Here is a 22703-nt window from a genome sequence, read left to right as displayed (position 1 = left end):
CACCTCACGCGACGCCCCTCAGCGCGCTACCAGCAGGCTTTCCGCAAAGCCCCAATCGCGCTCGATCCATTGATGACTGCACGTGAAGCCTGCGTCGTCGGCGATCGCATGCAGTTCTTCGGGACGATATTTGTGGCTGCTCTCCGTCCAGATCGTCTCGCCTTCCTGTAACTCGACCGTCAGCTTGGCCGCGCGCACGTGTGCGCTCACGCGCCGTTTCGCGCGCAGATGCATTTCAATGCTGCGCACGTCCGGATTGAAGCGCGCGACGTGTTCGAACGCATCGAGCGGAAAATCGCCGTCCAGTTCGCGGTTGATTCGCGCCAGCAGATTCAGATTGAACGCGGCCGTCACGCCGATGGGATCGTCGTACGCGGCGATCAGCACAGGCACGGGCTTTTCGAGGTCGGTGCCGAGCAATAGCGCGTCGCCGGGCGCAAGCATGTTGCGGATCTCGCGCAGAAAGCGCGTGGCCGCCAGCCGCCCGAAATTGCCGATGGTGCTGCCGAGAAACAGCACGAGCAGCGGCTCGTCTTTTGCACGGCGCTTGCTCACCTCGGCGAGCCCCGCGAGATAGTCGCGCTCGTAGCCGACGATCGAAATGCGTTCGATATCACCCAGTTCACGGCGACACAATTGCAATGCGGTGCGCGAAATTTCAATCGGGCTGTAAGTCGTGGGGCGCTTTTTACAGAGCGCTTCGAGGATGCGGCGGGTCTTGCGGCCGCTGCCGCTGCCCAGTTCCGCGACGATCGCGTCGTGCGGCAACTGCGCGACGATGTCGCCCGCGTGCTTCGCGAGCAGACGTTCTTCAGCGCGCGTGACGCCGTATTCGGGCAGCGCGGTGATCACTTCGAACAGCGCCGAACCCACTTCGTCGTAGAGATACTTCGACGGCAATTCCTTCTGAGGCTGCTTGCTGAGGCCAGCGCGAACGGCGGCGGCGAACTCCGGCGATACGTCGTGCGATAGGTGTTGCGATACGGCTGGCTGAGTCATGTTGGCTCCGTGTTGTCTCGTTCCAGTGATGACTTGCGGACTGCGGAAGAGCGAATGCGTTGGAGTGAGTGGACCGGCAAGCGTTCAAGCGTGAGCGCGTTCGATGACGGGCGCGTGTCTGCGTTCGGCGCCTGATCGCGCAACAGCGGATTGAAAGCCGGGCGGCGCGGACATGAACGGAACACGGAAGCAAGAAGCAGGCTAAAACGGCAGCCCCGTGTTTCCGCCGATGAATCGCCGACGGCATGCGGCGTGGATATGAAACTAGTTTTTATAGTGCATCGGGCGTGAATATGCACGGACGCAATGTGGCGGAAAAAGACGGACCGTTCCCGCACTACCGCTAGAATGCGCGATTCGCGCGACGAAGCGGGCCTCACATCGGGCAACGCCTGCGCCGCGCTGTTAAAACAAGACTTAACTATGGACGACACCTTTCGCGACATCGCGCCTGAATTCCCGCAGCGGACGGGCCGATGAACGCCTATCAACCGGGACGCGGCATCGCGTTGTCCGTGAGCGCATCGACGCTGTTTGCCCTGATGTCCGTGTACGCCAAGCTGCTCACGCCGTTGACGGGGCTCGATATCTTCGCGTGGCGCGTGATCTGGACCGTACCGGGCGCGTTCACGCTGATCGCCCTGCGTTCGCGCCTGCCGCACCTGGTGGCGCTAGCGCAGCGCGTGATCCGCGAGCCGCGCACGGCGCTGTTGCTGGCCGTCAGCGCGGCGTTGCTCGGCGCGCAGCTATGGGTGTTTCTGTGGGCGCCGCTGCATGGGCGGATGCTGGAAGTATCGCTCGGCTATTTCCTGTTGCCGCTGACGATGGTGCTGCTCGGCCGCTTCTACTATCACGAGCGGCTGGAGCCGTTGCAGTGGCTCGCCGTCGGATGCGCGGCGCTCGGCGTGTTGCACGAGCTGTGGGTGACGCGCGCGTTCTCGTGGCCGACGCTGCTGGTGGCGATCGGTTATCCGCCTTACTTCGTGTTGCGGCGCAAGATCAATGCCGATTCGCTGACCGCGTTCGCGCTCGAGATGTCGCTACTGCTGCCGTTCGCGCTCGCGATGGCGCTGCACGGCGGCTCGCTCGCGCTGCTGTCGGGCCGTGTCGATATGTGGCTGCTGTTGCTGCCGGGCCTGGGCGCGCTGAGCACTATCGCGCTCGCGACCTATCTGAAAGCGAGCCGTTTGCTGCCGATGGCGCTATTCGGCATTCTCGGCTACGTAGAGCCGGTGTTGCTGGTGATCGTGTCGGTGACGCTGCTCGGCGAGTCTTTGACGGCGCAGCAGCTTGGCACTTATGTGCCGATCTGGATCGCAGTGGGGCTGACCGGCTTGCATAGCGCAAGGCTACTCGCGCCGCGTTGAAAGCGCTGAGCCCGTCGCGCAGCGCGGACGGCCGCTGCCTCACGACGGATGACGCGTCACCTCATGCGCGGCATCGACCCGCGTCGGACCCGCCTCGACTTCGATTGCCGCGCGCAACGCGGGCCGCCAGCCGAATGCGAACAGCGCTTCGGCGAGCACGAACAGCGGGCCGATCAGCAGGCCGATCACATCGTCGATGAATGCGGGCTTGCGATGCTCGTACGCGACGTGTCCCACGAACTGGAACACCCAGCCGACCACGAAAAGGCCGATACCCGCCGCAAGCCACGTCAAGGTGGGCTGCTGCGCCAGCCACGCGCCGCACGCTACGCACAGTACCGACACGACGGTCATCATCAAACCGAGCGGCACGTCGAGCACGAAGTAGTAGATCACGCTCAGGCCGAACAGCAGCCACGCCGGCGATACCGCTAACGGCAACCCGGCCACTGTCCACGCGGGCCGGCTCAGCAGGACGGCGAGCGCGAGCACGATCATCGGAATGCCGATGAAGTGCGTCGCGATGTTGCGGCGGTCGCGATGGTAGGCAGCGTATTGCCCAAGCTGGTCAGTGAGCGTTCTCATGGATGCCGTTCCTCGTCGAAAGTCATCATAATCGCCGGCGGCGCGCCGCGACACTTTCGGCTAGCCGACAATTCAACCGCCAAAGCGCGCTTCGAACGATGACATCGACTGAGCTGATCACGCTGCTCGACGGCAGCGCCTGGTTTCGCGCCGCGCCCGACGCATTGCGCGCGCAATTGACGGAGCTTGGCCGCATGCGACAGCTGTCGGCGGGCCAGCGCCTCTTCAGCCGTGGCGATGCCGACGACGGCTTCTACTGCGTGCTCGACGGATTGATGCGGATTGGCTCGATTACCGTGAGCGGCAAGGAAGCGCTGCTCGCGGTGATCGAGCCGGTGAACTGGTTCGGCGAGATTGCGCTGTTCGACGGCCAGACGCGCACGCACGATGCCTATGCCGAGCGCGATACGCTGCTGTTTCATGTGCCGCGCGAAGCGCTCGCGGCGCTGCTCGAACGCACGCCCGCGTTCTGGCATGCGTTCGGCCTGCTGCTCACGCACAAGCTGCGCCTCGCGTTCGATGCGATCGAAGAGGCCGCGCTGCTGCCTGCCGCACAACGCATCGCGCGGCGTCTGTTGCTGATGGCGGGTGGATATGGCGGCGGCGCGGGCACGCTGCGGCAGGTGCTCAAGGTGCCGCAGGAAGATCTCGCGATGATGCTCGCGCTGTCGCGTCAAACCACGAACCAGATTCTCAGGCAGTTCGAAACGCAAGGCGCGCTCGCGCTGCGCTACGCGGAGATCGAGATCGTCGATGCGGAGAAACTGCGCGGCTTCGCGGCGTCGACGAACGACGATGCCGCGCGTGCATGATCGCAACGTCGCGCCGCCTTTCGCCCCGTACGCTAGAACGGATTGTCGATCACGCCCGGCTTCGCGTCGGGCTCTTCCTTCACTTGCTCCGGCAGATGCGGCTCCGCCTGAAGCGCGGCGACGATGCCGTCGAGCGTTTCCTTCAGGGCCAGCGCCGCTTTCAGGCCGCGCTTGTCCTTCGTGATTGCGAGCGTGCCGTTCACGACGACGCGCGTGGTGCCATTGGACACCGTCAGCGCGTCGCCCTGGATGTTGAGCACGTCGTCGTCGTTCGAATATGCTTTAAACACCTTTCAGCCCTCCCGGACGCTGGTCTTTCAGGTTTTCCGGAATGCCCGGAAAGCGGATGCCGCTCATTGCTTCGAGTTCATGCACGGACTTCACGTCGTAGCGGTCGGTGGCGACGTTGTCCGCGACGATTGCAAACGCGAGCTTCTTCGACGGCACGTAGACGACCTTGAACAGCTGCGTCGGCACGAACACACGCGTCGGTCCGATGGTCTGCAACTGTCCGCCGGTGAACATCGGGCCGGTGACCACGTAGATGTCGTCGTATTTCATCGACAGCTTGCGCACGGCCGTTTCGATGCGCGACCACATGCGCTGATTATTCTCGCGGTTCTGCGGCACGATGTTCGCGAGCGAGAACGATTGTGCCATCGCCTCCGCATTCCATCGATTGCCAGCCGGGCTCATATGGCCGCGATCGAAACCGCTGCGCTTGTAGTCGGCGAGTGTCGCGCCTTCGCCTTCGGGCAGGCGCGCGTCCTCGAAGAACTTGTTGGTGCGCACCATGTCTTTCGCGGCTTCGATATGGTCGCGCGTCAAATGCTCGGCGGACCACAGCGGACCATGCGTGATGCCTGAATGCAGAACAGCGAAATCCGAATAGCACAGCATGCGCGACTTCGGCGTCATTTTTGCGTTCGTCAGCACGGGCCATTGAGCGTTGGGCGTGAAATCCGTGCATGACGTTGCTGCTGATACGTGACTCGCGGCCACGATAAGCAGGCTGACTAACCACTTCTTCATAGATCGGAAAAGCGAAATGAGGGGCCGCAAGTATAGCCGCGCGACCTATGCACAAAGCAAGGGCTTACATGCGGTTACGCGACATCGAGCCGACATATCGGCAAAACTGTCACGACGCATTGCCGCACAGCAAATTCTGCGCGTTCGGCGGTGAGAGAGGGGAGTGACAGAGGAAAGGCCCGCGTCGGGCAGGGGGTGAGCGACGCGGGCGCAAATACGAAGCAGGCTTAGCGTCCGAACACGCTGTGCTCGGCGTTGACAGGCAAGCGGTCAACCGCCTGCAAGCGCCAGTAGCCATTCATCCGCGCGTGCGTACGGTCCGACGACCACGCCGCGCTGCCCTGCGCCGAGCTGACCCGCTGACGTCCGTCCACGTGCAGGCCATTCAGTGTGCATAACGGCGCTTCTGCGCTCGGCGCGCAGAGCTTGGTGACGCCGTTCTCATCATGGAGTTCGCCCCATGGGGGCAGGTCGATCCCATCGTGTGCTTCTCTCGACCAGCGACGCTCGTCGGTATCGAGCCAAAGCACGGCATAGTCGTGATTGACGGTGGGGTCCGAACCATTGATCAATATCGTCAGCCGCATGCAGAAATCCCCCGGTGAAAGATTGAGTATGTGCGCTTCCTCAGTCTACTTCGGGCCAACGGTTATGCAAGGCAAACAGCTATCGGGCGGATTGAAAAACCCAATTGGGAACGCATCACCGAACTCCTAGATTTAATGCACGGCTCAGGTGCGCGCGTCTGGCCGGTCGTTGCCATCAGAAACGCGCGTTCCCACATACAGGCTTTGGATGGAGGCTCAGATGGCGCAACTCAAGGGTTCGAAGACGGAGGAGAATCTGAAGGCCGCATTTGCGGGTGAATCGCAGGCCAATCGCCGCTATTTGTATTTCGCAGCGAAAGCCGATGTCGAGGGACAGAACGACGTCGCGGCGCTATTCCGTTCGACGGCGGAAGGCGAAACGGGCCACGCGCATGGCCACCTCGAGTATCTGGAAGTGTCGGGCGATCCGGCGACGGGGCTGCCGTTCGGTTCATCGCGTCAGAATCTGCAGGCGGCGATTGCCGGCGAGACACACGAATACACCGACATGTACCCCGGCATGGCTAAGGCCGCGCGAGAAGAAGGCTTCGACGAAATCGCGAACTGGTTCGAAACGCTGGCCAAAGCGGAACGCAGTCATGCGAATCGCTATACGAAGGCACTGGAGGCGCTGGTCGATTGAATTGCACGCGCCGGCTGCGCGGCTGGCGCGTGTCGTCGCTTCCGTTCGATGCAGGCTTGGCATGCGGACGGATGCGATAGTGCGGTACAAACGCGAGATGAAGTGAGACGATCACGATTTCGCGCGCTGCATGCGCAAAAAAGAATGAATGCGCTTACGAGAACGTGGCGCATAAAACAACCCCACAGCATTGCATGGGATGGGAGTCAACTTGCCCGCCATGCCATCTGATCGGAGTGAGGCGCGCACGCGCAACGCTGGTCGACCGCCATGGGGCAGGAGTAAGCGCTAAAGCGCTAACTCCTGCCGTCATGCCATCGGACCAGAGTAGGCGCTAAAGCGCCAACTCTGGTCGAGAGGAGACGCACGCCATGCCTCACAAGGAAGGCAGTCTCGAAGCGCCTATTCGCCATCCGCTCGACTGGCAATCGGACGCGTTCTACGATCCCGATGCGATCGATCAGGAATTGACGCGCGTGTTCGACATCTGCGCCGGCTGCCGCCGATGCGTGTCGCTATGCGGCGCATTTCCCGCATTGTTCGACCTCGTCGACGAAACGGATACCGGCGAGGCGCACGAAGTCGACAAGAAGAAGTTCGGCGCCGTCGTCGATCAATGCTATCTGTGCGACCTGTGCTACATGACGAAATGTCCCTACGTGCCGCCGCATCAATGGAACGTCGATTTTCCGCACCTGATGCTGCGCGCGAAGGCTGCCGCCTTCAAGCGCGGAGAAGTCCAGTTGCGCGACAAGTTCCTGTCGAATACCGACGCGCTCGGCACGTTCGCCGGCATTCCCATCGTCACTCAGACAGTCAACGCGGTGAATCACACGCACATGGCGCGCGACTTGATGGAAAAAGCGCTCGGCGTCGATAAGGACGCGTGGCTGCCTGATTTCGCAACGCGCAAGTTTCGCAGCGCCGCGAAGAAGTCGCCGCAAGTGCAGGCGAAGGACGGCGAGCGCACGCCCGGCAAGGTCGCGATCTACTCGACCTGCTACGTGAATTTCAACGAGCCGGGCATCGGTCACGACCTTCTGGCCGTGCTCGCGCACAACGATATTCGCTACGAACTGGTATCGAGCGAAGCGTGCTGTGGCATGCCGTTGCTGGAGCAAGGCAATCTGCAAGGCGTAGCGGCGAAGAAAGAGAAGAACATGCCCGTGCTCGCGCGTTATGCACGCGACGGCTACGCGATCATCGGCGCGATTCCCAGTTGCGTGCTGATGTACAAGCACGAACTGCCGCTGATGTTTCCCGACGACCCGGACGTGCGCGCCGTCAGCGAAGCGTTCTGGGACCCGTTCGAATACTTCATGGCGCGCCATCGCGATGGCCTGCTGAAAACCGACTTCAATACGCCGCTCGGCAAGGTGTCGTATCACGTGCCGTGTCATGCGCGCGTGCAGAACATCGGGCGCAAGACGTCGGAGACCTTCGCGCTCGTGCCGGATACGCAGGTAACCGTCGTCGAGCGATGCTCGGGTCACGCGGGCACGTTCGGCGTGAAGAAGGAATTTCACGCGATGGCGATGAAGATCGGCACGCCCGTCTTCAAGGCGATGGCGCAGCCGCAGCCCGATTACATCTCGTCCGATTGCCAGCTTGCCGGTCATCACATCGAACAGGGTTTCGACGAAAACAGCTTGCCGAAGACGCCGCTCGCGCATCCGTTGACGCTGCTGCGCAAGGCGTACGGCCTTTGATCTTCAAATTGCGAGGATAACGATGAGCATCGCGAGGAACTCCCTGTTGTCGCTCGAAAACTATGCGAAGCAGCGCAAGACGATGCGCGAGCGGATCATCGAGCACAAGAAGAACCGCATCGTCCGGCTGGGCAATCACCTGACGTTCCTGTTCGAAGACGAACTGACGATCCGCTACCAGATCCAGGAGATGCTGCACATCGAAAAGATCTTCGACGAGGAGGGCATTCAGGGCGAACTCGAAGCGTATCTGCCGCTCGTGCCCGACGGCAGCAACTTCAAGGCGACGATGCAGATCGAGTACGAAAACGAAGTCGAGCGTCGTGCAGCGCTCGCACGGCTAATCGGCATCGAAGACAGCGTGTTCGTGAAGGTGGACGGCGACGAGCCTGTCTACGCGATCTCCGACGAAGACCTCGAACGCGAAAACAATGAAAAGACCTCAGCCGTGCATTTCGTGCGCTTCGAACTGACGCCTTCGATGAAAGCGCGGTTGCGCGACGGCGCAGCGTTGCATATCGGCTGCGACCACCCCGGCTATCCCGTCGACTCGCAGCCGATCACCGACGACGTGCGCCGCTCGCTCGTCAAGGACCTCGCCTAAAGCGGCTTCCGATACACGACGAAGCCCGACAGGTCAGCGACCTTGTCGTAGAGCTGCATGGCCGTTTGATTCGTCTCGTGCGTGAGCCAATACACGCGTTCGGCGCGCGCGGCCTTCGCCGCCGCATAGACGGCTTCGATCAACGCGCGGCCCACGCCCTTGCCGCGTTCCGAATCGAGCGTGAACAGATCGTGCAGATAGCACGTCGGTCCCGCCATCAGCGTGCTGCGGTGATACAGATAATGTACGAGGCCGACAAGCGAGCCGTCGCGCTCGGCGACCATCGCATGCATCGGTTCGAGTCCGTCGAAGAAACGCGCCCACGTGAGTTGCGTGATGTCTCGCGGCAGTGCCGTTGCGTCGAAGCGGCCGTAAAAGCGGTTATAGCCGTCCCACAACGGCAACCACGCTTCGTAGTCGGCGGGAACGACGGGGCGGATCTTCACAGCTTGCGTCATGCGTAACGCTCCTTTCCTGGATCGACGGGTATCGACGAAGCATAGGGTTTCTGTGGCACCATTGTTAGCTCCACGTCGAATGCAAAATCTGGAGCCACGCAATTGGACTACGGGCTGTTGATGTCGAGCTTCGCGAACCAGGCCGCGGGACGCAGGCTCACGCAGCAAACACTGCTTTACGAAAGCCTGCGGCACGCCATCCTCAACGGCCACATTCGCCACGGCAGCCAGCTCGTGCCGACACGCGCGCTCGCCGAGCAACTCGGCATCGCGCGCAACTCGGTGCTGTACGCGTATGAACGGCTCGCTGAAGAAGGTTTCATCGCGGCGAGCCGTCACGGGTCGATCGTCAGTTGCGTCGCGCTGCCTTCGGCGAGCGCGGAAGACGCCAGCGTTGCGCCCGTCAGCCGTCTGTCGCGGCGGGTCGCCAGTCTGCCGCGCGATCGCGGCACACGCGGCATGCGTTCGCCGTTTCAGGCGGGTGTGCCTGCGCTCGACGAATTTCCCGTCGCGCAATGGCGAGCGTCGATGGAGCGCGCCTGGCGATCCGTCGATGCCCGCGACCTCGGTTACGGGTACCACGCGGGTCATCCGTCGCTGCGCCGCGCGGTGGCCGAGTACGTGCGCGTGTCGCGCGGCGTGCGCTGCACGGCCGACCAGGTGTTCATCACGTCGGGCACACACACGAGCCTCGACCTGTGCGCCCGCATGCTCGCCGATCCCGGCGATACCGCGTGGCTCGAAAATCCGGGCTATCAGGGCGCGCGGATCGCGTTCCAGGCCGCGGACCTGAACATCGTGCCGATTCCCGTCGATGCCGCGGGACTCGCGCCCACAGAGGCACACTGGCAGCGCACGCCGCCGCGCCTCGTCTACATCACGCCGTCGCATCAATACCCGCTTGGCAGCGTGCTGAGCCTGGAGCGGCGCTGGTCGATCATCGACAACATCGTCGAGCGCGGCGCGTGGATCATCGAGGACGACTACGACAGCGAGCTGCGCCACAGCGGTCCGCCGCTGCCGTCGGTTCAAGGCCTGCGCGACGCGGCGCCCGTCGTCTATCTCGGCACCTTCAGCAAGACGATGTTCCCGGCGCTGCGCATCGGTTTCATGATCGTGCCCGCGAGCCTCGCACCGGAGATCGGCGGCGTGATCGGCGAGATGTCGCGGCAAGGGCGGGTCGCGGATCAGGTCGCGCTGGCGGACTTCATCGAAAGCGGCAAGTACGCACGTCATTTGCGACGCATGCGCCGCATCTACCAGCAGCGGCGCGAAGCGGTGGTCAGCGCGATTTACACGCACATGCTCGATCTCGTGACCGTTTCGTCCGATGGCAGCGGCATGCATCTGACGATGCGGCTCGATGCGCCGCTGCAAGACCGCGACGTGAGCGCCGCGTTGCGCGAGCAAGGCATGTCGGTTTCGCCGTTGAGCACGTACTGCCATCAAGGCGAGGATGCCGAACGCTATAACGGTTTCATGCTCGGCTACGCGGGCGTGCGCCCCGAGAAGGCCGACCGGCTCGTCGCCGAACTCGGCGTGGGGATTCGCACCTTGATGCGCGGCAAATAATATTCAACTGAATGGTTGAATAACGTCGAGACCCTGCCTATACTCGGGCGAATGAACGAGTCCGCTCTCGACGGCGTGTTTCGCGCGCTGTCCGACCCCACCCGGCGCGCGATGCTCGCGCAGCTCGCCACGGGCGAGCGCAGCATCGGCGAACTGGCCGCGCCGTTCGCGATGTCGTTCGCGGCGGCGTCGAAGCACGTCAAGGTGCTCGAAGGCGCGGGGCTGATCCAGCGCCGTGTGGAAGGGCGCTCGCATATCTGCCGGATCGACCCGGCTCCGCTCGCCGCCGCCGACGCGTGGCTGCGCTTCTACGAACGCTTCTGGAACAGCCGGCTCGACGCGCTCGAAGACCTGCTGCGCAATTCCAAGGGAGATACACGATGAACCAGAACGAACAACTCGGTGTTTTCGACGGCACGCAGGTCGTGCGCTTCGAACGTCTGCTACCCGGCCCGATCGAGCGCGTATGGGCGTATCTGACCGAGTCCGACAAGCGCAGCCAGTGGCTCGCATCGGGCGCGATGCCGGCACAGCCCGGCGGCGACTTCATGATGCGTTTCGATCACTCGCTGTTGTCGGCGTCGCCTGAGCTTCCGCCGGAGCCGTATCGACAGTACGCGGGCGGACATGATTCGCTGCATCGGCTGTTGCGCATCGAGCCACCGCATCTGCTCGCGTTCACGTGGGGCAGCATTCAGGACAACCTGTCGGAAGTGACCTTCGAGCTGTCGGAGGCGGGCGATCAGGTGAAGCTCGTGCTCACGCATCGCAACCTGTCGGGACGTGACGAGCAACTCGACGTCGGTCCGGGCTGGCACAGCCATCTCGAGGTGTTGCGCGAGCGCCTGAACGGCACCGCGCCCGCGTCGTTCTGGACGATGTTCGAGGGAATCAAGGCGCGCTACGACGCGCTCTGATTTCCGCGAGGCACGTCCGCACGTTTATTTCCGTCATCGTGTACGATCGCAACCCATCGCGTGCACGTTGACGGAGACCAACAGTGTTTCGTTCGATTCTCACCCGCCTTGCATTACTGACGGCTTTCGCATTCGCGCAGACCTTGCCTGCTGCCCACGCCGCCGACGCTTCTACCGATCCCACCGAACATGCAGCCGACTTCATCGCGCATGACTTCCATTTCTCCGACGGCACGATCTTTCCCGAACTGCGCATCCATTACGTCACGCTCGGCACGCCGCAGCGCGACACGCACGGCGAGATCACGAACGCCGTGCTGCTGCTGCACGGCACGACGGGCACGGGCAAGGCATTCCTCACGCCGCTGATGCGCAAGGAACTGTTCGCCGCCGGCGAGCCGCTCGACACGCAGCGCTACTTCGTCGTGATTCCCGACGGCCTCGGGCGCGGCGGCTCGTCCAAACCGAGCGACGGCTTGCGTACGAAGTTTCCGCATTACGGCTACGGCGATGTCGTCGAAGCGAATCACAGGATGCTGGTCGAAGGGCTGAAGGTGCGGCATCTGAAGCTCGTGCTCGGCACGTCGATGGGCGGCATGCAGACGTGGATGTGGGGCGAGCGTTATCCGGGCATGGCCGACATGCTGATGCCCATCGCCAGCCAGCCGATCGCGATGGCGGGGCGCAACTGGCTGTGGCGGCAGATGATCGTCGGCGCGATCCGCAATGACCCGGGCTGGCAGGACGGCAGCTATACGACGCCGCCGACGCAATGGACGCGCGTGATGCCCGTCTTCACGCTGATCACGGGCAACGCGGCGCGCATGCAGGAACAGGCGCCCGACCGCGCGGCCGCGACGCGCATGACGGAATCGATCGTCGCGGATGCGGCGAAGACCGATCCCAACGACGTGCTGTACTGGTTCGAGTCGTCGTGGGATTACAACCCGGAGCCGGATCTCGGCGCGATTCGCAGCCGCCTGTTCGCCGTCAATTTCGCCGACGACCTGATCAACGCGACGGATCTGAACGTGATGCAGCGGCTGATCGGCAAGGTGCCGCAAGGGCGTTACGTCGAGATGCCGGAGACGGCGCAATCGTACGGACACCAGACGCTCGCGCACCCAGAGGTGTGGAAGCCTTATCTGATCCAGTTGATGAACGGCGCTTGAGGCCCGCTCGGGAGGCCGGCTGCGTCTCCCGCACGGCGAGTGCGATAATCCTCAATCGCCCCAAAATGCAGAGCTGGAGAATAACGTGAGCCGCATCGACAACCCCACACGCGACCAGGAAGCCGGCGTCGCCGATTCCACCCAGGACATCACGCGCATCGACGACACGCGCATCGGCGCGGTGCGTCCGCTGATCTCGCCGGCGCTGCTGCTCGACGAACTGCCGTGCTCGCCCGACGTGCAGACGCTGGTTGAAAAGAGCCGCGTCGAAATCGCCGATATCCTGCACGATCGTGACGACCGGCTGGTCGTCGTCGTCGGTCCGTGCTCGATTCACGACCACGATCAGGCGATGGAATACGCGCACAAGCTGAAAGCCGCCGCCGATTCGCTGCGCGACGATCTGTTGATCGTGATGCGGGTGTACTTCGAGAAGCCGCGTACCACGGTTGGCTGGAAAGGCTATATCAACGATCCGCGTCTGGACGGCAGCTTCCGGATCAATGAAGGGCTTCGCCGTGCGCGTGAATTGCTGCTCGAGATCAGCGGCCTGGGTCTGCCGACGGGCACCGAGTTTCTCGATCTGCTGAGCCCGCAATACATTGCCGATCTGATCGCCTGGGGCGCGATCGGCGCGCGCACGACTGAAAGCCAGAGCCATCGGCAGCTTGCGTCGGGGTTGTCGTGTCCTATCGGATTCAAGAACGGCACCGACGGCGGCGTGCAAATCGCTGCCGATGCGATCGTTGCTGCGGCCGCGAGTCACGCGTTCATGGGCATGACGAAGATGGGCATGGCCGCGATCTTCGAGACGCGTGGCAACGATGACGCGCATGTGATCTTGCGTGGCGGCAAGAAGGGACCGAATTACGACGCAGCAGGCGTCGAGGAAGCGTGTGCCGCGCTGCGCAAGTTGGGCTTGCGGGAACAGGTGATGGTCGATTGCTCGCATGCCAATTCGAACAAGTCGCATGAGCGGCAGATCGAAGTCGCTCAGGATCTCGCTAACCAGTTGACGGGCGGCGATAAACGGATCGTCGGTGTGATGATCGAGAGCCATCTCGAAGCGGGGCGACAGGATCTGAAGCCGGGTGTGCCGCTTGCTCGTGGGGTGTCGATTACCGATGCCTGCATCGGTTGGGCGCAGACTGAGCCTGTGCTGCATACGCTTGCGCAGGCTGTTCGCGCGCGGCGGCAGGCTGTTGCTGAGTGACGATTAAGCAGGGTTTCTTTCGCTACGCGCGTGTGAGGCGCTGCGTTGCCCGGCTCATGGAGGCTTATGACTACCGCGAATCAATACTCGAAGATTGCGCCGACGCGCGCGGATGTTGATGCTATGCCTGGCGTGACCGTTGTCGAGTTTGGGACCGACTGGTGCGGGTATTGCCAAGGGGCGCAGCCTGTGATCGGTCGGGCGTTTAGCCAGCATCCCGGCACGCGGCATCTGAAAATCGAGGATGGGCCGGGAAGGCCGCTTGGGCGTTCGTTCAAGGTTAAGTTGTGGCCGACGCTGGTGTTTGTGCGCGATGGCCTTGAAGTGGCGCGGGTGGTGCGGCCTACCGATGCCGCGCAAATTGAAGAGGCTTTTGCCAGCGTGGCGTGATTAGTGGTGTTTCTGCTTTTTTGCTGGCATCCGCGATACGGACTTACTTGGGCACGCGTTGTCCCTGTGCAAGGCATTTCTCGGGGACAGCCGAATGCCGTACCGCTTTCGCGCTACGGATTCGTGCCGTCGTCTGATTTGCGACCGTCACGTTCCTGCCTTACGGAGATGGCCTGAATCGCGTCGGGGAACCGGCAGATAACGCTACGCGCCCGGTCGGTCAGGCATCAGTCGAGTACCGCGCACTGCCGACACCTATGCAAGGCTGGACATGAGGTGACAGCCGCATGTCACCTTGTGCCCGTGACGCGCGGCGGGTACGCCTCCGTCCGTGATGCTTGCATCGCCCTCGAGAATGACATTCGGATTGACACTGGGATGCTGCGGGCACGTCACCATGTCGCCCTTTCGGGCAACACGGCGACCGTCGTAGCGCATCGTGTCGGATGCGGTGACGACTTCACCGCCGTGGTCGGTGGTGTCGCCGAGTCGGATGAGATCGATCATTGTTTGCCCGCTGGCGGAAAGGGGTCCACGAGGTCCGTAGAACGTACCCAACCTGTAGTGATATGCCTCTTATCATCATCTTCTATGAGCATATCGGGATTTACATATCGGACATATGAGTAGTTATTTTTTTGCTTAATCACGGCGACTGTATCGCCGGCTAAAAGATATCCCCTTTTTTTAATTTCATCCGGATTTATGTATATAACCGTCTTTCTGGTTGCCACGCCGAATCCCAATCCGGCGATTCGCTTTACTTCCGTGTAGGGTACTCCTCCATCTGAAAACAGCCCCGCCGCACTCTGACATCCTCCGCGTGGATTTTCGGTGGTTATCGTTATAGCGGATCCTTGCTTCGTCAACGCCCCCTGGATAGAGGAATCAGATTCGCGTCGTGAATACGTGTACTTATTCTTACGATAATTCAGATCGAATGTTTGGATTGGGATTGTTTTATCTGAATCATGCACTGGCCCATCGGACATAAAAAAGAATTCACAATAGAACAGTTCATTGTGCGCCGCATAGTGTCCGTATGTCTTGTGTCCATTCGAAAATGTTATAATCCGAGATTCATCGTATAGAGAAATAATTCCCGCTATTGCCGATTGGCAAAATAGAAAACCTAAAGCAGAGCCAATCAATCGAGGCAGTTTACTTGAACTCATTGTAGTATTTTTCCATCTGTGCCGGATAGGCCGGCGGATAGCCACCTCCGTTGTAGGCCCTCGCAAACTTATCCCAATCCCTTTTTTGAAGGGCATCCAAAGCTCCAGCGCTAACTTTTGTCATGTAAGCCACAAATATGTCGAACTGTTCATCCACCCCTATCATCGCCTTGCCTGCCAGTTCCATTGGGGTTGAGTATCCCATTCGATAATAAAAAAAGCCCATAACCTGAAACGCTCCCCACGAACAGGCCATTAGTGACGCAGGAAGATTCAAATTCGCTGCTCTGGCCAACCGCTCGTACTGGTACATCACGTCCCCATCCTCGTGTCCCCAACCACCATCTTCCCCCTTCGACTTACCAATCGAGTATCCACCCATTTTCGGAAAACAAAGATCGGGATATTGAGGAAATAAATTCGGAAAATTTGAAATATCTCGATCCTCCCAATGGGATTTATCTTGAATCGCACGAAAAAAATAATGTCGCTCGTATCTAATTTTCGGAAGACCATTGTTGCAGAAAGGGGCGCCTGATGATTCTGTCGCGGCAACGGCTTTAAGTGCGGCCACTTCAATCTTTAACTCACGGGCGACAGCCTCGAATTTAGATTTTGATATTTCGGTTGTTTTGGGATAATTTAGTCGCGATCCCAGCACATTAAATGCAATGGTCGTCGGCTTGCCCGTGTCGACAACCTTGTAGTGATGTTCGATCGTGATTTTGGCTTTCTTCTTGTCGGTCTGTTCATCTTCAGTCACTTCTTTCTTGCGTATTGGCGTGTCTTTCCTCATCTTGCCCTGCTCGGTGACCTTCTGCGACCAGCCGATATATGGTCCGAACTCCTTCACAAGCCGCTCGATGGTCATCACTTCGCCCGGCTTGACGACGGGAAGATTCAGTTCCTGCTCGAATTCCTCCGTGGGCGTGAGTTTCGTTGTCGCTTCCAGATGGTATTCGGGGCTGACAATCGTGAAGACGCTGATGTCTTTCCTGGGTTTGACGGTCGCTTTCCACACGTACTCGGCACGCCGGTTCTTTACCTGCACGTCAATCGGTTGATCGCGGGCCGCGTTACGGATTGTCACGAGATAGCCGTTGGCGTCCGTTGTGCCTTCTCCCTTGTTCGGAACCTGAGCAAGAGAACCGGCCGCAGGTATTGACGCGCCTTCCGTGGCCGATGCGAGCGCGTCTGGCTGATCGTCGCTGTCAGGTCCATATTTCCACGCGGGCGCCGGCGGCGCGCCGGCGCCGGCTATCAGTCGTACAGATAGCCCCGCAATGGGCTTTTGCAGCACGTCGCGAAACAGGAAAGTCACTTCGACATACGGAGATAACGGGGCTTTTGCGGCCTTGGGTTGAGGCGAGTGATGCTGATGTGTCATTTGTTACCTTCGCAAGTCGCGTTGCAAGGAACCACGGTTTTCAAGCCGGTCCGGCATCGTCTTCGAGTTCGTGATGATCGTAAGCGTCTTCAACTGTTCCCCAATCGCCAGCGCCAATCTTGCATTTCAGTCTGGTTGATTCGGGCGTGCTGACTGTCACCGTAGAGCCTTCGGTTAGCATGCCCTGCTGCTGGATCGTGCCGTCGGGCAGATAGATGCGATACGGCTGGTTTGCCAATGCCGGCCCGATGCCGGGATTCGCGGTAACCGTGCTGACGTCGAAGGTCTGCGAATAGACATGGGCTGGGTCCTGCACGAGTGGCGTCACCGGCATGGCCGGAAGCGGCATGCGCTTCACGTCAGCCCCCGACTTGTCCCAAGAAGGCGTCTTTTCGAGAATCGGCCCCGGCGAACCATTAGTGATGCCGCTGCCGTTGATCTGGACGTACGAACCGCCCGCGCCGATCCAGACTTCCTTTGATGCGGTGATGACAATCCGGCCGTCCGTGCTGCTGACCGTCACGTCACCGAGTGCCGCCAGCGACATCGGCCCGCTCTGCGCCTGCGCGACCCACGCACCCCTCGCCGCGATGAACTTCATGCCCTGCTGGTAGGCGAACAGCGATACTGCGCCCCGCGCGGCAACGTGGTAGGAGCGTCCCGCCGAATAGCTCACGTCACGGCCCGCCGTGATCGCGTGGTCGTTCTGGCTCGCCATGTGCGTGCTGTCGGTTGCCATGGTGGCGATGCCCGCCGCGCTCGCCAGCACCATGTCCGGTCGCGTCAGTTCGGGAAAGTCGTTTCCGGCACGGCCGCCGTTGCCCCGGATCGCTTCGTTTTGCGTCTTGATCGTGCTGGCCGCATTCGCCTGGCTCGCGTCCAGCGTCTGCGCGTTGTGCTGCTGCGCGAGCCGCGACAGGTCTTCGTGTTGCGCGCGGGCCTGCGTGAGTCGCGCCACGGTCCCGGCCATCTCCTTGACCTCGCCCGCCGCGCCGGACCGCCCGAAGGTCGTAACGAGCAGGCCCATCGCCGCGCGAAGAGCGCCCCACAAGTCGGTACGCAGTTCGAAACCTTCGCCGCGCGCATCCTGCCGTCCCGCGTTGCCATCGATGCGCGTGTTATAGCCGACGCTGAGGCTCGACTTGCCGTGATCGCTCGCCAGTTGCGCCTGCTGCTTCCCCTTCGTATCGTCCAGCACCAGGTGATTGGAAGACACGCCGCCCTGCATGCGGCTACGCAGACCCGACAGCCACTGGTTCGCGGGCAATTGCCACCCGGGCTGGTTGTTCGCATTAACGGTGCTGCCGAGCAGGACCGGCATGTCGGGATTGGAGTTCACATAGCCGATATAGACCTCGCTGCCAATACGCGGCACCGCCGCCGTCCCCGTCTGACCGTGCTGCCACGGCTGCATGGGTGACACCCAGATGAACGAGTTTTCGTCAAAGTTGCCTTCCCGGTCGGGGACCACCTGGCACTTGATCCGGCCGTAGGCATCGGTCCAGATTTCCTGTCCGTCCGGCCCGGTCACGATCGCGCGCTCGACGCTCACCTGCGGCCACGGTGTCTCATGTGGCATGCGGAAATACTCGCGTACAGGCTGGACCTCGAAATCCGTTTCGCAACTGAACTCCTGCGCGGTGCCGCTTGCCTGACCGGCATCCGTGATCCGCAGCGTGGTCGACACCACCACATACTCCTGGTTGGCCTTTCCGTACGGATGCCCGGCCAGTTCGAACGTGAAGCCCGTCGTCAGGCCGCGCATGTTGCCGTGTCCCTTCGCCCGCAGCCCCTGGCAGCGCAGCGCCTGCATCCGCACCAGCGCCGCGAACTGCGCTTCCTGATCCACCTGGTTCGGCGTACCGCTCAGCCCCTGCGCGCCCTGGCGCGGCTGGCTCACGTTCGCGTAGGTGTAATACTCCTGATCCGCTTCGGCGGTGTCGCGAGGGTCTTCGCTTTCCTCACTCAGCGGGAAGTTGTGGCGCGCGAGGCGGGGCCGCGTGTAGTCGTGATCGACGGCGGTGACCTTGCCTTCCGTCTGCCGGCTGATGACTTCGAACCTGTCGATGTGCTCTTCATCGATACGGTCGGCCGTGCTGAACAGGATCGTCTCGTAGGCTTCCCCATGTGGGTGGAACGCGCCCATCGTGTCCGCAATGACGATCCGGTGATACGTGTTCGAATGTTCAAACCAGTAAAACAGGCCGTAGTGCTCGCATAGGCGCTGAAAGAACGCAGCATCACTCTCGAAGTGCTGCCGTATCAGGTCACGCGTGGGATAGTGGTCGATGACAGGCGGCCCGGCAATCCGCCAGTCAATCGACATGGGGTAGGCGGCCAGAATGGACTCGATGACGTCGATGACCGTGCTGTTCTGGAAGATGCGGTAATTGCGACCTTTGCGCGCCTTGGCCAACGCCGGTTCGATCACAAACTGGTAGACGATTGCGCGGTCGTCATGCCGCACGTACCCGGCCTCGGTCACCATGCCGGAAATCTCACGGACGCCGAAACCGATATTGCCGCGGCCCGTATCGCCCGGCATGGCGGGAATGAATGTGCCCTTGCCCGGAATGTCGATGGATACCGTGACGGCCGTGCCGACAATGCGATCGAGGTCGAGCGTGATGACGTCGGGATACCCGGGAACGTCAATGTCCGTTCTGCACTGCACGACATAACGATACGGCTGCCCGATCGCCTCATGACCTTCCAGGCTGACCGGAATGAGGACGGCCCGGGTATCTTCGCCCTCTGACAGCATGTCGAGATAGGGCGGCGTCCAGCGTGGCAGCGCCGGCCCGGCGATCTCAAGCGTGCGTGCGGGCCTTCTGTAAACATTTGGGGAGTTGCGCCGGTAGTTCTTCATGGCGCTCCTATCGAACAACGTGCGAGCCGTTGGGAATCGTGGCGCTACAGTCGGCTATCACTTCTGGGCGTGCGGCGTCGCGGCCCTCGGCGTCTCTCATGTTATTTCTCAACATTCGTTAGCTATGCCAATCATCAAGTATGGAGTGGCAATGTCCTGCGCGCGGTAGTGTCAGATATCGCAAGGTTGCCCGGTATCAGAAAAATTCGAAATGCCCGCGGAGGGCCGAAAGTCACGCGGACTGGTTGATCTGCAAAAATCCCGCCCAGGACAGGTGGCCCAGAAACGTCGGGAATGTTGATGTGCCCGGGAAAACCGTCAATATAGATCGAAGTCCTCATGATGTTCCTTGAGGTTTGTCCGAAAATGGTCGCACTCGTTACTTCAATGTGAGCATCCTGACCCGCGCTGGCGCAACGCCTGGCGATAAATCAGTCTTGTCGGATTGCAGCGGGCGAAAGCGGGCGCCAGGCGGAGGCGATAAAAAGCCCGCTCGGGGGCGGGCTGGAAAATGGCCGCTCATGTCGGGCATGACATCGCTGGCCGGACCACGTATGGCGTCGCGTGGTCGGACCCGGTAGCCTACTAATTGATGTTCGTCGCCAACGCTCTAGCTGAACGCCTCACCCGCTTCAAGCGCCCGCGTACGAGCTACCGTCGCCGAACGGTTGAGGCCGCGTAGCGACCAGCTGTGCAGGCCCTCGGGGTTTCCTGGCCAACCCCTTTAACCTTTCGGGTCGCCGAACAGGCTGTTCAGATCCTTCGTGTCTTCCGACAGGTTGTATTCCTTCTGCACGGCCTTGAGCGCTTCGTCGACTGTGCGCTCGAAGCCGATCGCGTTTCCGAAATGCTTCATCGTCCAGTTGCAGCCGTTTGAATCCGGCTCCTGCATCTGCGGACGCGGCACGCGGATCTTCACGCCGTCCTCCACCACCTCCGGCGCGCGCTCGATGCGCCGCCTCACCTCGTCCTGTAGTTGGGATGCGGTGCGTGTCTTGCGTAGCATGAGCGTCTCCTGCACTGTTGGCTAATGTCGCCGGACAGTCTAGCGCAACGGTTTCACTCAAAACGCTTGCGATCGTGCGGCGCGCTGAAATCCTGCACCGGGCCGAGCGGTACGATCCCCGTCGGGTTCACCGAGCGGTGGCTCTCGTAGTAGTGCCGCTTGATGTGCTCGAAGTTCACCGTCCTCGCCACGCCCGCGTGCTGATAGATGTCGCGCGTATAAGCCGACAGATTCGGATAGTCCGCGATGCGTCGCAGGTTGCACTTGAAGTGGCCGAAGTACACGGCGTCGAAACGGATCAGCGTCGTGAAAAGCCGGATGTCCGCTTCCGTCAGCCGGTTGCCCGTCAGGAAACGCTGCGTCGACAGCTTGTGCTCCAGCCAGTCCAGCGTGTCGAAGAGCGGCACGACAGCCTCTTCGTACGCCGACTGCGTGGTCGCGAAGCCCGACTTGTAGACACCGTTATTGACCGTGTCGTAGACGCGCGCGTTGATCGCGTCGATCTCGGCGCGCAGCGGCGGCGGATAAAAGTCGCCCGGCTCCGCGCCGAGTTCGTCGAAGGCCGAGTTCAGCATGCGGATGATTTCCGACGACTCGTTGCTGACGATCGTCCGTTGATGCTTGTCCCACAGAATCGGCACGGTCACGCGGCCTGTGTAGTGCTTGTCCGCGGCGATGTAGACGTCGCGCAGATACTTCGCGTGATTCAGCGTGTCGGGCACGACGCCAGCACCGTCGGCGAAAGTCCAGCCGTCGCCGAGCATCAGCCAGTGCACGACGGAGACGCTGATCATGTCTTCGAGGCCCTTCAGCGCGCGCACGATCAGCGTGCGATGCGCCCACGGACACGCGAGGCTCACGTACAGGTGGTAACGTCCCGCTTCCGCTTCGAAACCGTCGGTGCCGCTCGGGCCGGCTTCGCCGTCGGGCGTGACCCAGTTGCGGAAGATGGCGTCCGTGCGCACGAAGCGGCCGCCCGTCGACGCCGTGTCGTACCATTTGTCCTGCCATTGACCGTCGACTAACAATCCCATTTCGCTGCTCCTTCTATCCCGCGTTCCCAGCCCGCGCCACATGCGCCTCGCCGCTGCGATGTCAGCCGCGCGGCAAGACATCGGCATAAGACCCTATGATGGACCGCCGTTCGCGTTTTGCCGTACGATTTTCCCGTTGATCTCATTCGACAGGTTCGCACATGTTGACGGATGAAGAGCTTGCGCTGCTCGAAGCGATTCGCGAAAGCGGCAGCTTGTCGCGCGCCGCGGCGCGGCTCGGCAAGGCTCCGTCGACGGTGTCGCACGCGGCGCGCCAGCTCGAAACGCGGTTCGATGCGCTGCTGTTCGACCGCCGTCGCTACCGGCTGCAACTGACGCCCGCTGGCCAGCTGCTCGCCGAAGAGGCCGCACGTCTGATGCAGGACGTGTCGCGCATGACGCAGCGCGTGCGGCAGATCGCCAGCGGCTGGGAAGACAGGCTGTGGATCGTCACCGACGAACTGATGGAGTTCGAGAGCTTCATGCCCGTCGTCCATGCGTTCGATGCGCTGCAATCGGGCGTCAAGCTGCGTCTGACTACAGAAGTGCTCAGCGGCACGTGGGAAGCGCTGCGCGACGGCCGCGCCGATGTGATCGTCGGCGCGACCAACGAGCCGCCCGCCATACCCGGCTTGCGCTGGTTCGAGCTGGGCGTGGTCGACTGGGTGTTCGCCGTGTCGCCGCGGCATGCGCTCGCGGGTATCGAGGAACCGCTCAGGCGCGAGCAGATCGCGAAGCAGCGCGGCATCGTCGTCGCGGATTCGTCGCGCGCGAGCGGCCGCGCGTACGGTCTGCTCGGCGGGCAGACTTCGCTCGCGGTGCCCAGCATGCGTGCGAAAATCCTGGCGCAGCGCGATGCACTCGGCGTCGGCTGGCTGCCGCGCCAGCGCGTCGCGTCGCTGCTCAAGCGCGGCGAGCTCGTCGAGAAGGAAACCGCCGATCCTCGGGAACCGAATGTGCTGTACGTTGCCTGGCGCGGCGATCAGGAGGGGCGGGCGCTGAAGTGGTGGCTCGACCAGTTGCGCGAGCCGCGCTTTGCGAAGCGTCTGGTGCAGGGAATCGACCAGTTCGCGTGACGGCCGCCTCGCGTTGCTGAAAGCTTTCCGGATGGCGATTGAACCCTCGACAGCCACGCGAAACAAACGGAAATACGACGGAAACGCGCGACTTGC

At 61.7% G+C, this 22703-nt stretch carries 24 protein-coding genes; 12 read left to right on the top strand and 12 right to left on the bottom strand.

From position 1 onward, the window contains the following. Window positions 1-18: 18 nt before the first annotated feature. Window positions 19-999 (bottom strand): L-histidine N(alpha)-methyltransferase, encoded by a 981-nt coding sequence (egtD, locus tag PPGU16_RS24605; RefSeq protein ID WP_180723013.1) that lies wholly within the window; start codon window positions 997-999, stop codon window positions 19-21. 476 nt (window positions 1000-1475) lie between these two features. Here egtD and rarD point away from each other — a divergent pair, with 476 nt between their 5' ends. After that, entirely contained in the window at window positions 1476-2366 is an 891-nt protein-coding gene (gene rarD, locus PPGU16_RS24600; RefSeq protein WP_180723012.1) for an EamA family transporter RarD, read from the top strand. Window positions 2367-2405: 39 nt separating this feature from the next. On the opposite strand, the gene PPGU16_RS24595 is transcribed toward rarD, so the two are convergent. Next, window positions 2406-2951, bottom strand: a complete 546-nt coding sequence (locus tag PPGU16_RS24595; RefSeq protein ID WP_180723011.1) for an Mpo1 family 2-hydroxy fatty acid dioxygenase — start codon at window positions 2949-2951, stop codon at window positions 2406-2408. A 98-nt stretch (window positions 2952-3049) separates the two neighbouring features. Between PPGU16_RS24595 and PPGU16_RS24590 the strand changes: the two genes are divergently transcribed. Continuing rightward, entirely contained in the window at window positions 3050-3763 is a 714-nt protein-coding gene (locus PPGU16_RS24590) for a Crp/Fnr family transcriptional regulator (protein ID WP_180723010.1), read from the top strand. Between the two features lie 32 nt (window positions 3764-3795). On the opposite strand, the gene PPGU16_RS24585 is transcribed toward PPGU16_RS24590, so the two are convergent. From PPGU16_RS24585 to PPGU16_RS24575, 3 genes are all read right to left on the bottom strand, one after another. Further along, complete coding sequence (locus PPGU16_RS24585; RefSeq protein WP_180723009.1) at window positions 3796-4053, bottom strand: hypothetical protein; 258 nt, start codon at window positions 4051-4053, stop codon at window positions 3796-3798. Beyond that, a complete protein-coding gene (locus tag PPGU16_RS24580) occupies window positions 4046-4795 on the bottom strand; it encodes a DNA/RNA non-specific endonuclease (protein ID WP_180723008.1) in 750 nt (249 codons plus the stop codon). The genes PPGU16_RS24585 and PPGU16_RS24580 overlap by 8 nt, the downstream gene beginning before the upstream one ends. A gap of 227 nt (window positions 4796-5022) precedes the next feature. Further along, window positions 5023-5382 (bottom strand): DUF3564 domain-containing protein, encoded by a 360-nt coding sequence (locus PPGU16_RS24575; protein ID WP_180723007.1) that lies wholly within the window; start codon window positions 5380-5382, stop codon window positions 5023-5025. 220 nt (window positions 5383-5602) lie between these two features. On the opposite strand from PPGU16_RS24575, the gene PPGU16_RS24570 reads away from it, so the two are divergent. From PPGU16_RS24570 to PPGU16_RS24560, 3 genes are all read left to right on the top strand, one after another. Further along, on the top strand, window positions 5603-6025 hold the full coding sequence (locus PPGU16_RS24570) for a rubrerythrin family protein (RefSeq protein ID WP_035998670.1): 423 nt from the start codon (window positions 5603-5605) through the stop codon (window positions 6023-6025). A 371-nt stretch (window positions 6026-6396) separates the two neighbouring features. After that, the gene (locus PPGU16_RS24565) at window positions 6397-7734 is read left to right on the top strand and encodes a heterodisulfide reductase-related iron-sulfur binding cluster (protein WP_180723006.1); all 1338 of its coding nucleotides are present in this window, start codon (window positions 6397-6399) and stop codon (window positions 7732-7734) included. A gap of 22 nt (window positions 7735-7756) precedes the next feature. After that, window positions 7757-8338 carry a DUF3501 family protein gene (locus tag PPGU16_RS24560; RefSeq protein WP_180723005.1) on the top strand — a complete coding sequence of 194 codons (582 nt, stop codon included), beginning with the start codon at window positions 7757-7759 and terminating at the stop codon, window positions 8336-8338. Here the strand turns inward: PPGU16_RS24560 and PPGU16_RS24555 are convergent. Continuing rightward, on the bottom strand, window positions 8335-8796 hold the full coding sequence (locus PPGU16_RS24555) for a GNAT family N-acetyltransferase (RefSeq protein WP_180723004.1): 462 nt from the start codon (window positions 8794-8796) through the stop codon (window positions 8335-8337). The genes PPGU16_RS24560 and PPGU16_RS24555 overlap by 4 nt on opposite strands. A 102-nt stretch (window positions 8797-8898) precedes the next feature. On the opposite strand from PPGU16_RS24555, the gene pdxR reads away from it, so the two are divergent. The 6 genes from pdxR to PPGU16_RS24525 all read left to right on the top strand — a co-directional run bounded on the left by pdxR (window position 8899) and on the right by PPGU16_RS24525 (window position 14060). Further along, complete coding sequence (gene pdxR / locus PPGU16_RS24550; protein WP_180723003.1) at window positions 8899-10368, top strand: MocR-like pyridoxine biosynthesis transcription factor PdxR; 1470 nt, start codon at window positions 8899-8901, stop codon at window positions 10366-10368. A gap of 51 nt (window positions 10369-10419) precedes the next feature. Then, window positions 10420-10752 carry an ArsR/SmtB family transcription factor gene (locus PPGU16_RS24545; protein ID WP_180723002.1) on the top strand — a complete coding sequence of 111 codons (333 nt, stop codon included), beginning with the start codon at window positions 10420-10422 and terminating at the stop codon, window positions 10750-10752. Beyond that, complete coding sequence (locus PPGU16_RS24540) at window positions 10749-11285, top strand: SRPBCC family protein (RefSeq protein WP_180723001.1); 537 nt, start codon at window positions 10749-10751, stop codon at window positions 11283-11285. The genes PPGU16_RS24545 and PPGU16_RS24540 overlap by 4 nt, the downstream gene beginning before the upstream one ends. Window positions 11286-11368: 83 nt before the next feature. Then, window positions 11369-12457 carry an alpha/beta fold hydrolase gene (locus PPGU16_RS24535; protein WP_180723000.1) on the top strand — a complete coding sequence of 363 codons (1089 nt, stop codon included), beginning with the start codon at window positions 11369-11371 and terminating at the stop codon, window positions 12455-12457. 85 nt (window positions 12458-12542) lie between these two features. Continuing rightward, window positions 12543-13670, top strand: a complete 1128-nt coding sequence (locus PPGU16_RS24530) for a 3-deoxy-7-phosphoheptulonate synthase (RefSeq protein WP_274599981.1) — start codon at window positions 12543-12545, stop codon at window positions 13668-13670. A 66-nt stretch (window positions 13671-13736) separates the two neighbouring features. After that, on the top strand, window positions 13737-14060 hold the full coding sequence (locus PPGU16_RS24525) for a thioredoxin family protein (protein WP_180722999.1): 324 nt from the start codon (window positions 13737-13739) through the stop codon (window positions 14058-14060). 255 nt (window positions 14061-14315) lie between these two features. Here the strand turns inward: PPGU16_RS24525 and PPGU16_RS24520 are convergent, their stop codons facing one another. The 6 genes from PPGU16_RS24520 to PPGU16_RS24495 all read right to left on the bottom strand — a co-directional run bounded on the left by PPGU16_RS24520 (window position 14316) and on the right by PPGU16_RS24495 (window position 21531). After that, a complete protein-coding gene (locus PPGU16_RS24520; RefSeq protein WP_180722998.1) occupies window positions 14316-14567 on the bottom strand; it encodes a PAAR domain-containing protein in 252 nt (83 codons plus the stop codon). Next, the gene (locus PPGU16_RS24515; protein ID WP_180722997.1) at window positions 14564-15235 is read right to left on the bottom strand and encodes a hypothetical protein; all 672 of its coding nucleotides are present in this window, start codon (window positions 15233-15235) and stop codon (window positions 14564-14566) included. Before PPGU16_RS24515 ends, PPGU16_RS24520 begins: the two co-directional genes overlap by 4 nt. Continuing rightward, complete coding sequence (locus PPGU16_RS24510; RefSeq protein ID WP_243460609.1) at window positions 15222-16622, bottom strand: N-acetylmuramidase family protein; 1401 nt, start codon at window positions 16620-16622, stop codon at window positions 15222-15224. Before PPGU16_RS24510 ends, PPGU16_RS24515 begins: the two co-directional genes overlap by 14 nt. A 40-nt stretch (window positions 16623-16662) precedes the next feature. Further along, window positions 16663-19491 (bottom strand): type VI secretion system Vgr family protein, encoded by a 2829-nt coding sequence (locus tag PPGU16_RS24505; RefSeq protein ID WP_180722996.1) that lies wholly within the window; start codon window positions 19489-19491, stop codon window positions 16663-16665. 724 nt (window positions 19492-20215) lie between these two features. Continuing rightward, window positions 20216-20497 (bottom strand): hypothetical protein, encoded by a 282-nt coding sequence (locus PPGU16_RS24500; RefSeq protein WP_180722995.1) that lies wholly within the window; start codon window positions 20495-20497, stop codon window positions 20216-20218. A 53-nt stretch (window positions 20498-20550) separates the two neighbouring features. Then, window positions 20551-21531 carry a glutathione S-transferase family protein gene (locus tag PPGU16_RS24495; RefSeq protein ID WP_180722994.1) on the bottom strand — a complete coding sequence of 327 codons (981 nt, stop codon included), beginning with the start codon at window positions 21529-21531 and terminating at the stop codon, window positions 20551-20553. 161 nt (window positions 21532-21692) lie between these two features. On the opposite strand from PPGU16_RS24495, the gene PPGU16_RS24490 reads away from it, so the two are divergent. Further along, on the top strand, window positions 21693-22607 hold the full coding sequence (locus PPGU16_RS24490; RefSeq protein ID WP_180722993.1) for a LysR family transcriptional regulator: 915 nt from the start codon (window positions 21693-21695) through the stop codon (window positions 22605-22607). Window positions 22608-22703 lie beyond the last annotated feature (96 nt).

It is taken from the genome of Paraburkholderia largidicola, assembly GCF_013426895.1.
Taxonomy (GTDB): domain Bacteria; phylum Pseudomonadota; class Gammaproteobacteria; order Burkholderiales; family Burkholderiaceae; genus Paraburkholderia; species Paraburkholderia largidicola.
The sequence above is the reverse complement of the archived record's forward strand: the minus strand, read 5'-3'. Positions and strand labels throughout refer to the sequence as shown.

Bases quoted from the DNA above. Each gene is read 5' to 3' on its own strand.
- PPGU16_RS24595 (WP_180723011.1), bottom strand. From the start codon at position 2,951: ATGAGAACGCTCACTGACCAGCTTGGGCAATACGCTGCCTACCATCGC.
- PPGU16_RS24545 (WP_180723002.1), top strand. From the start codon at position 10,420: ATGAACGAGTCCGCTCTCGACGGCGTGTTTCGCGCGCTGTCCGACCCC.
- PPGU16_RS24525 (WP_180722999.1), top strand. From the start codon at position 13,737: ATGACTACCGCGAATCAATACTCGAAGATTGCGCCGACGCGCGCGGAT.
- PPGU16_RS24520 (WP_180722998.1), bottom strand. From the start codon at position 14,567: ATGATCGATCTCATCCGACTCGGCGACACCACCGACCACGGCGGTGAA.
- PPGU16_RS24540 (WP_180723001.1), top strand. From the start codon at position 10,749: ATGAACCAGAACGAACAACTCGGTGTTTTCGACGGCACGCAGGTCGTG.
- PPGU16_RS24575 (WP_180723007.1), bottom strand. From the start codon at position 5,382: ATGCGGCTGACGATATTGATCAATGGTTCGGACCCCACCGTCAATCAC.
- PPGU16_RS24560 (WP_180723005.1), top strand. From the start codon at position 7,757: ATGAGCATCGCGAGGAACTCCCTGTTGTCGCTCGAAAACTATGCGAAG.
- PPGU16_RS24590 (WP_180723010.1), top strand. From the start codon at position 3,050: ATGACATCGACTGAGCTGATCACGCTGCTCGACGGCAGCGCCTGGTTT.
- PPGU16_RS24495 (WP_180722994.1), bottom strand. From the start codon at position 21,531: ATGGGATTGTTAGTCGACGGTCAATGGCAGGACAAATGGTACGACACG.
- PPGU16_RS24570 (WP_035998670.1), top strand. From the start codon at position 5,603: ATGGCGCAACTCAAGGGTTCGAAGACGGAGGAGAATCTGAAGGCCGCA.
- PPGU16_RS24565 (WP_180723006.1), top strand. From the start codon at position 6,397: ATGCCTCACAAGGAAGGCAGTCTCGAAGCGCCTATTCGCCATCCGCTC.
- PPGU16_RS24500 (WP_180722995.1), bottom strand. From the start codon at position 20,497: ATGCTACGCAAGACACGCACCGCATCCCAACTACAGGACGAGGTGAGG.
- PPGU16_RS24555 (WP_180723004.1), bottom strand. From the start codon at position 8,796: ATGACGCAAGCTGTGAAGATCCGCCCCGTCGTTCCCGCCGACTACGAA.
- PPGU16_RS24505 (WP_180722996.1), bottom strand. From the start codon at position 19,491: ATGAAGAACTACCGGCGCAACTCCCCAAATGTTTACAGAAGGCCCGCA.
- PPGU16_RS24515 (WP_180722997.1), bottom strand. From the start codon at position 15,235: ATGAGTTCAAGTAAACTGCCTCGATTGATTGGCTCTGCTTTAGGTTTT.
- egtD (WP_180723013.1), bottom strand. From the start codon at position 999: ATGACTCAGCCAGCCGTATCGCAACACCTATCGCACGACGTATCGCCG.
- rarD (WP_180723012.1), top strand. From the start codon at position 1,476: ATGAACGCCTATCAACCGGGACGCGGCATCGCGTTGTCCGTGAGCGCA.
- PPGU16_RS24490 (WP_180722993.1), top strand. From the start codon at position 21,693: ATGTTGACGGATGAAGAGCTTGCGCTGCTCGAAGCGATTCGCGAAAGC.
- PPGU16_RS24510 (WP_243460609.1), bottom strand. From the start codon at position 16,622: ATGACACATCAGCATCACTCGCCTCAACCCAAGGCCGCAAAAGCCCCG.
- PPGU16_RS24580 (WP_180723008.1), bottom strand. From the start codon at position 4,795: ATGAAGAAGTGGTTAGTCAGCCTGCTTATCGTGGCCGCGAGTCACGTA.